At 62.7% G+C, this 13161-nt stretch carries 10 protein-coding genes; 5 read left to right on the forward strand and 5 right to left on the reverse strand.

Annotation, left to right across the window (positions count from 1 at the left end):
• Positions 1 to 52: 52 nt before the first annotated feature.
• The 3 genes from OKC40_RS02150 to OKC40_RS02160 are packed head-to-tail and all read right to left on the reverse strand — an operon-like array spanning position 53 to position 3017.
• A complete protein-coding gene (locus OKC40_RS02150; RefSeq protein ID WP_270793978.1) occupies positions 53 to 694 on the reverse strand; it encodes a bifunctional 4-hydroxy-2-oxoglutarate aldolase/2-dehydro-3-deoxy-phosphogluconate aldolase in 642 nt (213 codons plus the stop codon).
• A gap of 20 nt (positions 695 to 714) precedes the next feature.
• The gene (edd, locus tag OKC40_RS02155) at positions 715 to 2511 is read right to left on the reverse strand and encodes a phosphogluconate dehydratase (protein ID WP_270793979.1); all 1797 of its coding nucleotides are present in this window, start codon (positions 2509 to 2511) and stop codon (positions 715 to 717) included.
• Positions 2508 to 3017: a gluconokinase gene (locus OKC40_RS02160; protein ID WP_042059201.1), complete on the reverse strand. Its 510-nt coding sequence runs from the start codon at positions 3015 to 3017 to the stop codon at positions 2508 to 2510. The genes edd and OKC40_RS02160 overlap by 4 nt, the downstream gene beginning before the upstream one ends.
• A 244-nt stretch (positions 3018 to 3261) precedes the next feature.
• Between OKC40_RS02160 and gntU the strand changes: the two genes are divergently transcribed.
• The 4 genes from gntU to OKC40_RS02180 all read left to right on the forward strand — a co-directional run bounded on the left by gntU (position 3262) and on the right by OKC40_RS02180 (position 10846).
• Entirely contained in the window at positions 3262 to 4602 is a 1341-nt protein-coding gene (gntU, locus tag OKC40_RS02165; protein WP_042656918.1) for a gluconate transporter, read from the forward strand.
• Between the two features lie 150 nt (positions 4603 to 4752).
• Positions 4753 to 6102 (forward strand): CDP-diacylglycerol--serine O-phosphatidyltransferase, encoded by a 1350-nt coding sequence (gene pssA / locus OKC40_RS02170; RefSeq protein WP_213392930.1) that lies wholly within the window; start codon positions 4753 to 4755, stop codon positions 6100 to 6102.
• Between the two features lie 190 nt (positions 6103 to 6292).
• A complete protein-coding gene (gene recG / locus OKC40_RS02175) occupies positions 6293 to 8362 on the forward strand; it encodes an ATP-dependent DNA helicase RecG (RefSeq protein ID WP_270793980.1) in 2070 nt (689 codons plus the stop codon).
• Between the two features lie 366 nt (positions 8363 to 8728).
• A complete protein-coding gene (locus tag OKC40_RS02180) occupies positions 8729 to 10846 on the forward strand; it encodes an AsmA-like C-terminal region-containing protein (protein WP_270793981.1) in 2118 nt (705 codons plus the stop codon).
• A gap of 54 nt (positions 10847 to 10900) precedes the next feature.
• Here the strand turns inward: OKC40_RS02180 and OKC40_RS02185 are convergent, their stop codons facing one another.
• Complete coding sequence (locus OKC40_RS02185; RefSeq protein ID WP_270793982.1) at positions 10901 to 11809, reverse strand: bifunctional GNAT family N-acetyltransferase/hotdog fold thioesterase; 909 nt, start codon at positions 11807 to 11809, stop codon at positions 10901 to 10903.
• Between the two features lie 170 nt (positions 11810 to 11979).
• On the opposite strand from OKC40_RS02185, the gene OKC40_RS02190 reads away from it, so the two are divergent.
• Entirely contained in the window at positions 11980 to 12660 is a 681-nt protein-coding gene (locus OKC40_RS02190) for a spermidine synthase (RefSeq protein ID WP_198038032.1), read from the forward strand.
• Here the strand turns inward: OKC40_RS02190 and dtd are convergent.
• The gene (gene dtd / locus OKC40_RS02195; RefSeq protein WP_033138812.1) at positions 12649 to 13086 is read right to left on the reverse strand and encodes a D-aminoacyl-tRNA deacylase; all 438 of its coding nucleotides are present in this window, start codon (positions 13084 to 13086) and stop codon (positions 12649 to 12651) included. The two genes, OKC40_RS02190 and dtd, sit on opposite strands and share 12 nt — an antisense overlap.
• Between the last annotated feature and the right edge of the window lie 75 nt (positions 13087 to 13161).

Raw genomic sequence — 13161 nt, forward strand, 5'->3', positions numbered from 1 at the left:
ACAAACAGGCCACCCGAGGGTGGCCTGTTTGTTTTCTCTGCACAACTGACGCTTAGCGTTTAACCAGCTCAACCGCTTCGCGGGAGAGACGGGTCACCTCCTCCCAGTTGCCGCTCTTGACCGCATCGGCCGGCAACATCCAGGAGCCGCCGACGGTGGCCACGCACTTGAGCGCCAGATAGTCGGCCACGTTTTTCGGGCCAATACCGCCGGTGGGGCAGAACTTCACTTGGGGCAGCGGCGCGGCAATGGCAGAGAGCGCCTTGGTGCCGCCGTTCGCTTCGGCCGGGAAGAACTTCAGGTGGTCATAGCCCGCTTCCAGCGCCTGCATCACTTCGGACGGGGTCGCCACACCCGGGATCAGCGGCGCCGTGCTGTTGGCCGCATGGGCCAGCAGGGCCGGGGTCATCCCCGGGGAGATGACGAAGCGGGCACCGGCGGCGACGGCAGCGTCAAACTGCTCGCAGTTGAGCACGGTCCCGGCACCGACCATGGCATCCGGCATCGCCTTGGCGATCAGGGCGATGGCATCGAGCGCCACCGGGGTGCGCAGGGTGATTTCGAAGACACAGATGCCGCCATCGAGCAGCGCCTTGGCCATCGGCAGGGCCTGATCCAGCTCATTGATGACCATCACGGGAACCAGCGGGGAGGCGGCAAACACCTCGGCGGGGGTCACTTTCCAGTTCTGCATAGCTCTTCCTTAGTCAGCTCTTAATCAAAGATGGTAGCGCCACACTCGGCGCTCGATACCGCGCGACGCATCACGCTGAACAGTTCACGGCCCCACCCCTCTTGTTCCAGAGTGAGGTCAATCTCGGCCTGGGTACGGCCACTCAAATCGGTCAGGCAGTCGAGGCTGCCGTTTACCGCATCAACCCGCAGCAGGTCGCCATCGGCAAGCAGGCCGATTGCCCCGCCGTGCAGCGCTTCCGGGGTAACGTGGATGGCGGCCGGGATCTTGCCGGAGGCACCGGAGAGACGGCCATCGGTGACCAGCGCCACCTTGTAACCCGCCTTCTGCAGGTTGCCGAGCACCGGCATCAGCTTGTGCAGCTCCGGCATGCCGTTGGCGGCCGGGCCATTGTGGCGCACCACGATCACGGCGTCCTGATTGAGATCGCCCGCCTTGTAAGCCGCTTCCACCGCATGCTGGGAGGAGAAGACCCGTGCCGGTGCTTCGATGACCCGATATTCGGGAGCCACAGCGGAGACCTTGACCACGGCGCGGCCCAGATTGCCCGCCAGCAGCTTGGTGCCGCCAGTCGCATTAAATACGCTACCCGTGGGAGAGAGCACGCTCGCATCGCTGCTCTCGCCCACCGGCTGCCATACCAGCTGGCCATCGACCAGTGCCGGACGGCTGAGGTAATCCTGCATCTCGCCAAAGACCGGAGTGGCATCCATGTGGATCAGCCCCTCTTGCGCCAGACGACGCATCAGGCCGGGCACGCCGCCCGCCTGTTCGAAGGCATTCACATCGGCCGGGCCGTTCGGGTACATGCGAACCAACAGCGGTACCACGTCGGAGAGATCGCTGATGTCATCCCAGGTCAGCACCAGACCGGCCGCGCGGGCCAACGCCACCATGTGGATGCTGTGGTTGGTGCTGCCGCCGGAAGCGAGCAAGGCCACCAGACCGTTGACCAAGGATCGCTCGTCCAGCACCTCGCTCAGCGGGCGATAGGCCGGGGATCCCGGGATCATGGCGCTGATGCGGCGGGCCGCCTCGGCGGTCAGGGCGCGGCGCAGTTCGCTGTGCGGATGCACAAAGGCGGAGCCCGGCAGCATCAGGCCCATTGCCTCGAATACCAACTGGTTGGTGTTGGCGGTGCCATAGAAGGTGCAGGTGCCCGCCGCGTGGTAGGCGCCGCACTCCATCTCCAGCAGGGCGTCGCGACCCACTTCACCGGCGGCGTACTTCTGACGCACCTTCACCTTCTCGTCGTTGCTGATGCCGCTCGCCATCGGGCCAGCAGGAACAAATGCGGTCGGCAGGTGAGCGTGGGAGAGCGCCCCCATGATCTGGCCCGGGGCGATCTTGTCGCAGATGCCGAGCAGCAAAGTCGCATCGAAGGTGTTGTGAGAGAGTGACAGCGCGGTCGCTTGGGCGATCAGGTCGCGGGAGAACAGGGACATGTCCATCCCCGGCTGACCCTGGGTCACGCCGTCGCACATGGCGGGCACGCCGCCAGCAACCTGGGCACTGTGGCCCAGCTCGGCCAGCACTGCCTTGATCTGATCCGGATAGCCCTGATAGGGCTGATGGGCGCTCAGCATGTCGTTGTAGGCGGTGACGATGCCGACGTTGGCGCGGGTCATGTCGAGGATGCGACCCTTCTCGTCACTGCTGCAGGCCGCCACGGCGTGAGCCAGGTTGCCACAGGCCAGCGCTGCGCGAGTCTTGCCCTGCTCTGCCTGACGCTGGATGCGGGCCAGAAATGCCTGACGACGGGCGACACTGCGTTCGCGGATGCGGGCGGTGACGTCGAAAATTACCTGATGAATCATTGGGCTTGCTCCAATGCTGTGACGGCGCGGTCAACCACCTGTTCGAAGGTGCCGTCTATATCAATGTGGAATACACCAGCTTCGCCATCCGGGCGCTCCAGGGTATCGAACTGACTTTGTACCATGCTTTCACGCATGAAATGGCCTTTGCGGGCACGCATCCGCTCGAGGATCAGCGGCTGACTGCCGTCGAGGAAGAGGAAGCTGACCGACTCGTTGCCTTCGCGGATCTGGTCGCGGTACTTCTTTTTGAGGGCGGAACAGACAATGATGCCGGTCTCGTTCTTCTGCTCGAGACTGTAGGCGGCGTCGCGGATCCGTTCCAGCCAGGGGGCTCGGTCCTCATCGTTGAGGGGGTTGCCGCCAGCCATCTTCTGGATGTTGGCCTTGGGGTGCAGGTCATCACCATCGATGAACTTGGCGCCCAGCGCTTCGGCCACTTTCAGACCCACGCTGGATTTGCCGCTACCACACACACCCATCACGATAATGCACTTACCCGCCATAATTTGACCTCTGTCCCACTTTTCAAAAAACCAGCTGTTGATGGGTTCTAATCTAACACGTTACCGGTAACATGTTACCGGTAACGATTGAAAATGTGAAGTCTGCCACAGACTGAGCAAACCCATAGTCACCTGGGCATATGATGTTGAGCCCTTGCCATAAATCTAAATAAATCATAAAGATATGGTTTGCCGACGGATCGGCAAGGTGTCACTCTGAACTTGGAAAAAGGAACGCATAACAATGTCTGACCTCTCCCTGATCATGACAGCCGCTGGCTCGATTGTGCTGCTGCTCTTCCTGGTGATGAAGGCCCGGCTCCACGCCGTGGTAGCCCTGATCCTAGTCTCCATGGTGGCGGGTCTCGCCGCTGGCATGAACCCGGCCGACATCGCCGCCACCATCCAGAAAGGGATGGGTGGCACCCTCGGTTTCGTCGCTGTGGTGGTGGCGCTGGGCGCCATGTTCGGCAAGGTGATGGAAGTGACCGGTGCCCTCGACCGGGTGGCCCACACCCTGCTCGGCAAGTTCGGCGTCAAGCGCGCCAACTGGGCCATGGCCCTGACCGGCTTTGTCTGCGCCCTGCCGCTGTTCTTTGACGTGGCCGTGGTGCTGCTGATCGGTGTCGCCTTCGCCATCGTTCGTCGTGGCGGCGGCAGCGTGGTGAAGATCGGTATCGCCCTGCTGGCGGGTATCGCCACTTGCCAAGCCTTCCTTATTCCGGCGCCGGGCCCGATCCTGGTGGCATCCCAGCTGGGTGCCGACTTCGGCTACATGATCCTGTTCGGCCTGATCGCCGCCGTACCGGCACTGATCCTGGCTGGCCCTCTGTTCGGTGACTTCATCAGCAAGATCGTCGATGTGCCGCTGCCTGCCGATGCCCAGAACAGCGTCCACGATGACAGCAAATCCCTGCCCTCCTTCGGGCTGGCCATGGGTCTGATCGGTCTGCCGCTGCTGCTGATCGGCCTCAAGACCATCGTCGGCCGCTTCGTCGAGGCGGGCTCCACCCTGCACAACTGGCTGGAGTTCATCGGTCACCCCTTCACCGCCATCATGGTCGCCTGTCTGGCCGCCTTCTACCTGCTGGGTATTCGCCGCGGCATGTCCCGTGACGAGGTGATGAGCGTCTGCAACAGCGCCATCCAGCCCGCCGGTGTCATCATCCTGGTGACCGGTGCGGGTGGCGTGTTCAAGCAGGTACTGGTTGATTCCGGTGTCGGTGCCGCGCTGGGCAACATGCTGGCCGACTCAGGTCTGCCCATCGTCGCACTGGCCTTCATTCTGGCCGCTGCAGTACGGGTGATTCAGGGCTCTGCCACCGTCGCCATGCTGACCGCCTGCGGTCTGGTGCTGCCGATGCTGGAGCCGCTCGGTCTGAATGGCGCCCAGCTGGCAGCCGTCACCATCGCCATCGGCGGCGGTGCCATCGTGCTCTCCCACGTCAACGACTCCGGTTTCTGGCTGGCCAACCGCTACCTCGGCCTCTCCGAGAAGCAGACCCTGCAGACCTGGACCGTGATGGAAACCATCATCGGTACCACCGGCGGCGTGATGGCGATGATCATCTACAGCTTCCTCTGACAAGGGCGAAAAGCTGACAAAAAGGCCTCACTCGTGAGGCCTTTTTCATCTTTCTGATGATTCTTTCTTTGGCTGAGAGGGCGAGATTGCTAGAATCGCCTATTCATCGCTCCGAGTGGAACGCTTAACCCCGTGATTTCAGGTTTATCTATGCATTCATCGGCCCATTATCGACAACTGCTGGCGCGCCTGCCCCAGATCGCCGTCGCGGCGGATCAGTTTGAAGTGCTCTACAGCGCGCAGGATTTCAAACGCCGCATTCTGGCGCTTATCGCCAGTGCCACCCGGCGCATCTATCTGGTTGCGCTCTATCTGCAGGATGACGAGGCGGGACGAGAGATCCTCTCCGCCCTCTACGCCGCCAAGCAGCGCAATCCGGCCCTCGACATCAAGCTGTTCGTCGACTTCCACCGTGCCCAGCGCGGCCTGATCGGCAAGGGCAAGCAGGGCGGCAACCACCTGATGTATCAGGGCATGGCTGCCGAACACGAGCACCAGATCGAAATCTACGGCGTGCCGGTCAAGGGGCGCGAGCTGCTCGGCGTGCTGCACCTCAAGGGCTTCATCTTTGATGATGTGGTGCTCTACTCCGGCGCCAGCCTCAACGACATCTACCTGCACCAGCAGGATCGCTACCGCTTCGATCGCTATCACCAGATCACCAGCCCGGAGCTGGCCCGCAGCATGGTCAACTATGTGGATGACCTGTTCGTGAAGAGCGACGCGGTGCAGCGACTGGATCACAGCGACATCCCCAGCGCCAAACAGCTGAAGGGGCCAATCCGCCGCTTCAAGCAGAACCTGCGCCAGAGCCAGTACCGTTTCAGCACCATGCCGGTCAACACCCAGGAAGTGGCTGTCACCCCCATGGTGGGTCTGGGCAAGCGCAACAACCAGCTCAACCTGATGATCCGCAATCTGGTGCGTGCCACCGAGCGGGAGATCTTCATCTGCACCCCTTACTTCAACCCCCCCAAGGAGTTGAGCAAGGATATCGAGGATCTGCTGCAGCGCGGCTGCAAAGTCACCATCGTGGTGGGCGACAAGACCGCCAACGACTTCTTCATTCCGCCGGAAGAGAAGTTCTCCACCATCGGTGGCCTGCCCTATCTCTACGAGACCAACCTGCGCAAGTTTGCCGAGCGCAACCAGCGCCACATCGACGATGGTCGCCTCAACCTGATGCTCTGGTGTTGCGAGCGCAACTCCTACCATCTCAAGGGGATCTTCGTGGATGACGAGTGGGCCCTGCTCACCGGCAACAACCTCAACCCCCGCGCCTGGGCACTGGATCTGGAGAACGGCCTGCTGGTGCACGATCGTCGCCACCTGCTGCGTCCCCAGTTCAACGCGGAGCGGGAGAATATCCTGACCAACACCAAGCGGATCAGTCACTTCGATCAGGTGGAGCAGATCCAGGACTACCCGGAACAGGTGCGAAAGCTGCTGGGACGGATCCATCGGGTCAAGGCCCATCTGCTGCTCAAACGCATCATCTGACCTTGGGCGCCATGCGCCTGCACCCCGCCCGTTGGCAGCCACACAAAGGCCTCCCGTTTTCGGCAGGCCTTTGTTATATCCGCCGTTTCCCCCGCGTTGGCGGCCCTGCCAGCAGCAACTCGGCTTGCATCGGCCCCTCAACAACCCCTATCATCTGGACATATTTACAGTGTTTTCGGGCATCTAATTGATGAAATTGGATAAAATTCCTCTCGATAGCCTCAAGGGTGTTGGCAGCAAGATGCTGGAGAAGCTCGAGCGGCTGGGGCTGGCCACGGTACAGGATCTGCTGTTCCACCTTCCCCTGCGCTACGAGGACCGCACCCAGGTGTGGCCCATCGGCGATCTGCCGCCCGGCCTGCACGGCGCCGTCGAGGGTGAAATCCAGGACACTCAGCTGGTGATGGGGCGCCGCCGCATGATGGTCTGTCGCATCAGCGACGGTACCGGCACCCTCACCTTGCGCTTCTTCAACTTCACCGCCGCCCAGAAAAACAGTCTGGCGGCGGGCCGTCTGATCCGCTGCTTTGGCGAGGTGCGCCCCGGCAAATACGGGCTGGAGATGGCCCACCCCGAGTACAAGCTGCTCGGCGAGGATCAAGTCGGCCAGACCGAAGAGGCGCTCACCCCCGTCTACCCGACTACCGAAGGACTGCGCCAGCTCACCCTGCGCAACCTCACCGATCAGGCGCTGGCCCAGCTCGACCTCTATGGCGTGGAGGAGCTGCTGCCCGCTGGCCTTTATCCCCACCAGATTGAACTGGCCGCCGCCCTGAAGCTGCTGCACCGCCCGCCCCCCTCGGTGGCACTGCCGCTGCTCGAAAGCGGTCAGCATCCGGCCCAGCAACGGCTGGTACTGGAAGAGCTGCTGGCCCACAACCTCTCGGTACTCAAGGTGCGCGCTCAGGCACAAACCCAGCTGGCTCGCGCCCTCAAACCGGCGCCCGCGCTGGTTGAACAGCTGCTCGGGGCCCTGCCGTTTAGTCCAACCGGCGCCCAGAGCCGGGTGGTGGCCGAGATAGGTAAGGATCTGCAACAGAGCCACCCCATGATGCGGCTGGTACAGGGCGACGTGGGCTCCGGCAAGACGCTGGTCGCGGCGCTGGCCGCCCTGCAAGCCATCGGCAACGGCTGTCAGGTGGGGCTGATGGCGCCGACCGAGCTACTGGCGGAACAGCATGCCATCAACTTCGCCAAGTGGCTGGAGCCGCTCGGCATCGGGGTCGGCTGGCTTGCTGGCAAGCAGAAAGGCAAGGCGCGGGAAGAGGCGCTGGCCGCCATTGCTGATGGCAGCGTCAAGATGGTGGTGGGCACCCACGCCATCTTTCAGGAGCAGGTAGTGTTCCAGCGTCTGGCGCTGGTCATCATCGACGAACAGCACAGATTCGGGGTGCATCAGCGCCTCGCACTGCGCGAGAAAGGGGAGCGGGAGGGAGTCCATCCCCATCAGCTCATCATGACCGCCACCCCCATCCCCCGCACCCTGGCGATGACCGCCTACGCCGATCTCGATACCTCGGTCATCGACGAGCTGCCGCCGGGCCGTACCCCCATCACCACAGTCGCGCTGCCCGACAGCCGTCGCGGCGACGTGATCGAACGGGTCAAGCTCGCCTGCACCGAGGGCAAGCAGGCCTACTGGGTCTGTACCCTGATTGAGGAGTCGGAGGTGCTGGAGTGTCAGGCCGCCGAGGATACCGCCGCCGAGCTGCAGAACCTGCTGCCCGGCCTGCATATCGGGCTGGTGCACGGCCGGATGCGCCCGGTCGAGAAACAGCGGGTGATGGAGGAGTTCAAGGCAGGCATACTGCAACTGCTGGTCGCCACCACCGTCATCGAGGTGGGAGTGGATGTGCCCAACGCCAGCCTGATGATCATCGAAAACCCGGAGCGACTGGGGCTGGCACAGTTGCACCAGCTGCGCGGTCGGGTTGGCCGGGGGGCGGTGGCCTCCCACTGCGTGCTGCTCTATCATGCCCCCTTGTCCAAGACGGCCCAGAGCCGACTCGGGGTGCTGCGGGAGACCAACGATGGCTTCCTCATCGCCCAGCGCGATCTGGAGCTGCGCGGCCCGGGGGAACTGCTCGGCACTCGCCAGACCGGTCTGGCCGATCTCAAGATCGCCGATCTGGTACGGGATCAGCCGCTTATTCCGCAGGTGCAGAAGATGGCGCGTTTCCTTATGGATAGGCATCCGAGTCATGTCGAACCCTTGATACGACGCTGGCTCGGCTTACGGGATCACTATTCCAATGCCTGATCGAGGTAGATGCAGAAGATGGACACATGTCCTCATGGATAGGTATCCGAGTCATGTCGAACCCTTGATACGGCGCTGGCTCGGCTTACGGGATCACTATTCCAATGCCTGACCGAGGCAGATGCAGAAGAGGGCACATTGCCTGATGGATAGTCATCCAAACCATGTCGAACCCTTGATACGGTGCTGGCTTGGCTTACGGGATCACTATTCCAATGCCTGATCGAGGTAGATGCAGAAGATGGACACATGTCCTCATGGATAGGCACCCGAGCCATGTCGAACCCTTGATACGGCGCTGGCTCGGTCTGCGAGACCACTACTCAAACGCCTGACAACACACCCCAAAACAGGAGGAAAGCAACAATGAATTCCTGGCTACGCGGCCTGCTCTACACCTTCGCCTTCCTGCTGCTGTTTGTCTGGGTTGCCCTCGGCCTGTTCGACGCCGAGCGCGCCAAAGGCCCCATCGCCAGCTGGATCAGCCAGCAGACCGGCGTGCCGGTCACCATAGGGCGGCTGGTATTCAACCCGCTTCACCCCTACACCCTGCTGGCGGAGCAGGTGCGCTATGGCGATGCGGTCTCCCTCGACAAGATTTATCTGGAGATCGAGAGCATCGACTGGCTGAGCCGCGACGTGCGCATCGCCCACCTCGATCTGATCCGCCCCGCCATCAAGCTGCCGCTGCCCAACCAGTTGCCGAGCCTGCCGGTGCACTCCCTCACCATCAGCGACAGCACCATAGATCGGCTCAGTCTGGAGAGCAGCGAGCTGACCCTGCGCGGTCTCAACGCCACCCTGAGCGACTGGGAGCTGATCGACCCGAAACGGCAGCCACAGGCCAACCTGAGCCTCAATATCGGCCAACTGGAGACCCCGCAATTCACCTTCGCCCGCCTCAACCTACAAGGACGGCTGGAGGGGGAAGTGCTGCGCACCGACAAGCTGGTGACCAACCTGTTTGACGGTCTGCTGGAGACCGGCATGGTGCTGGACTGGCCCGCCCGCACCCTGCAACTGCACGACCTCAAGGCGCGCGGCCTACGGGTCGAGCTGGGGGATCTGGCACAGCAAGGCTTCCCGCAGCGCTTCCCGTTGCAAAGCGTGTCGCTGGATCGCGGCCAGCTGGATGGCGTGAGCCTCAACGACATCAATCAGGAGCTCTCCTTCAACAACTTCAGCGGCCAGCTCACCGCCTTCAACTGGCAGGCTGGCAGCCAGCCCACCGGCTATCTGACCGGCACCTTGGGCGACATGGGGCGCGGCCTGTTCCAGCTGGAGGAGATCAAGGGCAAGCTCGCCTTCTCAGCCCAGCAGATCGATGCAGAGCTGCAGGGCAAGGCCTACGAGGGGGCATTTACTCTGGATCTGGCCCTCGACACCCAGCAACAGAAGCTGACTCTCAAGGATATGACCCTGAGCGGCATGGATATCAGCCTGCCGCAGGGGTGGTGGCAGGATTGGCAGAGCTGGCGCCCGCAGCAGGTGGATATCCGCAAGCTGGCGTTCGACAAGCTCAAGGTGCTCTCCTTCGACGATTCCATCCCTCTGTCGCTGACCGGCTGGCAGCTCTATCTGAGCGATCTCGCCCTGCGCGATAACCAGCCCGGCCCGCTGCTCGGCCGCGCCCGTATCGAGAGCAAGTGGTTCGAGCTGGTGTGGGATGGCCTCAGCGCCCGTAACGGCGAGCTGGATGGGGAGCTGACCCCCAGCTCGTGGCAGCTGGGCAAACTCACCAGCTCGCTGCCGGATGAGGGCACCCTCAGCCTGAGTGGCCAGTGGGGCCGCGAACCGGGCCAGAGCAGCCGCCTGCAACTGCAGGCGACCAAGCTGGATCTGGTGCAGTGGGGCAAGATACTTCACTCCCCGGTCTCCTTCGCTGGCAAGGCGGACGTGAGTGCCGACCTGCAAGCCGAACACGGCAAGGTGGCGGGCGAGTGGCGCCAGACCCTGCAGGGCAGCTTTGCCCTCGATGCCGACGAGCCGTTCTGGGACAAGGTGAAGATAGATCCGCTGCTCGATGAGTGGTTCAAGGGGGCGACCCCGCCCGTCCTGACGCCAGATCAGCTGTGGCAGGCAATGCAGGAGGGTGACACCCCCTTCTACCGCATCAAGCTGCAGGGCAAGATCGACAAGGGGCAACTGCAGATCGAGCAGGCTGGCGCCTCCACCATCACCCATCTGCTGGCGCTGCAAGGGGGGATCGATCTGGTCAACGAGCAGTGGCAGCTCGATCTGGGGGTGCTCAACGGCAACCGCTGTGCCGAGCTGCTCGGCCAGTGGCGCGGACCGCTGACGGCCCCCACGCTGGCATGGAGCTTCCCGCAGAAGCAGGACGCCTGCGGCTGGGAGGTAGGAGTACGCTATCCGCCACAAGGCAACAGTGCCCCGCTCTGGCGACCTGCTCCCGCGCCGAAAGCTCAAACCCAAGCCCAAGTGCAGACCCAAGCCGGGCAGACAAGCGACAGCCAGCAAGGGTAAAAACAGACAAGGCCTCATGATGAGGCCTTGTTGTTTGATGGGGAAACGGCGCGGTTACTGGCCCGGGCGGCGGGGCGGCTGCACCACGTAGTGACCGCAGAACTCCGCCGCCAGTTTGCTGCCGCTGAACAGCTGGATCTTGAGGCTGAAGGTAACCGGCTCGCCCCGCTTGAGCGGCTGCAGCACGGCGGGCATCCCCTCGCGGGCCACCCGCGCCTCCGGCTCCTCATCGACCGGGCCATGATATTTGATGGTGCTCTCGGCCAGCACCGGCTCGCCCACCAGCCCCTCTTCTTTAAGTTGCAGCCAGATCAGCCCCCAGCCCGCCAGCACGCACTGGCTGTAGACACTGCCAGCAAACATGCTGCCGTGCACATTGAAGTTGGCCGCCAGATTGGCCTTGAGGTGGAAGGTCTGACCGTCGTAGTGGCTGATGTGCATCCCCATCTTCTCGCTGATGGGCACCCCGCGCGACCAGCGGGTGGTGAGATCCTGACACCACTCCGGCCGGTACTGGATGGTCTGCAACGGACTCAGGGATTTGATCATCTGGCGATGGGGAATGCGACCAAAGGAGACGGGGCCGCCCCCCACTTCGAGGAAGCCGCACTTGCGATAGAACTCCACCGCCTCCTGACGGGCATTCATCACCAGCCGTTTTACCTTCTCGCTGCGGGCCAGCTGCTCGAGATCTTCCACCATTTGGGCACCCAGCCCCTGCCCGCGATATTCCGGACGCAGCGCCATAAAGCGGATCTGCGCCTCGTCACCACCGATAAAGAGTCGGCCCACCGCGATGGGAGTGCCGTCAGGTGCCAGCATCAGGCGGTGAATGGCAACGGTGTCGTATTCGTCCCTCTCGGAACCGACCGGCAGATTGAAGGGCTTACGCAGAAGTTCCCAGCGCAACTGGTAGTAGGCATCCAGCTCGGCTGCCGTTTGGGGTGTGACTACCCGATACATAAAGCGATCCTTGAGTTTGCGCCGGCTGGCAGATGGAAGGGCTTTCGCAGAGGTTCCCGGCGCAGCATGCAGTAAGTACCCGGCTCGGCGGCTGTCTGAGAGGTGACTACCCGGTACATAGTTTCATCCTTGAGTTACACTGGTCGGAAACCATCTTGCCGTGCAAATTCATGGACTTCAATCTGCAAGCGTACCAAGCCGATCACTTGTTGCACCTCAGCGTCAAACCCCAGCGCCGCCTCACCGTGCAGGAGAATAACCAGCACCGCTGGCTGGAGATAGACGGCGTGGTGCAATCCGCCATGTCGCTCGCCGACCCCGCAGCCCTCTGTCTGCCCCATCAGCGGGTCATCGCCTGCCTGCTGCCGGAACAGGCCGGGCAGATCCTCGAACTGGGGTTGGGTGGTGGTGATCTCACCCGCCATCTGAGTCAGCGCTGGCCCGATGCACGCCACGAGTGCGTTGACCTCGACGAAGAGGTGCTGACCGTTTATCAGCAGTTTTTCCAGCATCAGGAGAGCGATGAACGCGCTGCTCCGGCACTCCATCAGGCCGATGCCCTCGCCTTTCTCGAGCAGAGCGAGCAGCAGTACGACCTCATCCTGCTCGATCTCTTCAGTCAGGATGGCAACCCGCTGCTGCTGTTTCAGGAGCGGCTCTACCGGGCGCTGGCACCCCGGCTGAACGGCACTCTGGTCATCAACCTGCTGCCGCGCACCGAGCTGGAGCTAACCCACGCCCTGACTCTAATCGAGCAGTGGATTGGCCCGGCCACCCCCTATCCGGTCGCAGGGCTCATCAACGTGATCGTCCACGTCATACCTCGGGATCAGGCATCCTCAGACCTGTAGCCAGAAGGTAACCGGACCGTCGTTGACCAGCGCCACCTTCATGTCGGCGGCAAAACGCCCGGTTGCGGTCGGGATGCCGCTGGCAGCAGCCTTCGCCACGAAGTAGTCATAGAGGCGCTCGGCCTCGCTCGGGTGAGCACCGCAGGAGAAACTGGGGCGCATCCCGCTCTTGGTATCGGCCGCCAGCGTGAATTGGGAGACCACCAGCAGGCTGCCGCCGATCTGGCTGACATTGAGGTTCATCTTGCCATTCTCGTCACTGAAGACCCGATAGCCGCTCACCTTGTGCAGCAACTTGTCGGCCTTGGCTTCGTCATCCCCCTGCTCCACCCCGAGCAGCACCAGCAGCCCCTGACCGATGGCGCCGGTCACTTCGCCCTCGACGGTCACGCTGGCCTCGCTGACCCGCTGAATCAATGCAATCACATCCATCTCCTCTCAAAACAGAACGACCGCCCCCTCACAGGGGCGGTCGTCGATGCTACCAATAAACCGGTGGCC

Source organism: Aeromonas sp. QDB11, from assembly GCF_027705265.1.
GTDB classification, from domain to species: Bacteria; Pseudomonadota; Gammaproteobacteria; order Enterobacterales; family Aeromonadaceae; genus Aeromonas; species Aeromonas allosaccharophila.

Bases quoted from the DNA above. Each gene is read 5' to 3' on its own strand.
- OKC40_RS02150 (WP_270793978.1), bottom strand. From the start codon at position 694: ATGCAGAACTGGAAAGTGACCCCCGCCGAGGTGTTTGCCGCCTCCCCG.
- edd (WP_270793979.1), bottom strand. From the start codon at position 2,511: ATGATTCATCAGGTAATTTTCGACGTCACCGCCCGCATCCGCGAACGC.
- OKC40_RS02160 (WP_042059201.1), bottom strand. From the start codon at position 3,017: ATGGCGGGTAAGTGCATTATCGTGATGGGTGTGTGTGGTAGCGGCAAA.
- gntU (WP_042656918.1), top strand. From the start codon at position 3,262: ATGTCTGACCTCTCCCTGATCATGACAGCCGCTGGCTCGATTGTGCTG.
- pssA (WP_213392930.1), top strand. From the start codon at position 4,753: ATGCATTCATCGGCCCATTATCGACAACTGCTGGCGCGCCTGCCCCAG.
- recG (WP_270793980.1), top strand. From the start codon at position 6,293: ATGAAATTGGATAAAATTCCTCTCGATAGCCTCAAGGGTGTTGGCAGC.
- OKC40_RS02180 (WP_270793981.1), top strand. From the start codon at position 8,729: ATGAATTCCTGGCTACGCGGCCTGCTCTACACCTTCGCCTTCCTGCTG.
- OKC40_RS02185 (WP_270793982.1), bottom strand. From the start codon at position 11,809: ATGTATCGGGTAGTCACACCCCAAACGGCAGCCGAGCTGGATGCCTAC.
- OKC40_RS02190 (WP_198038032.1), top strand. From the start codon at position 11,980: ATGGACTTCAATCTGCAAGCGTACCAAGCCGATCACTTGTTGCACCTC.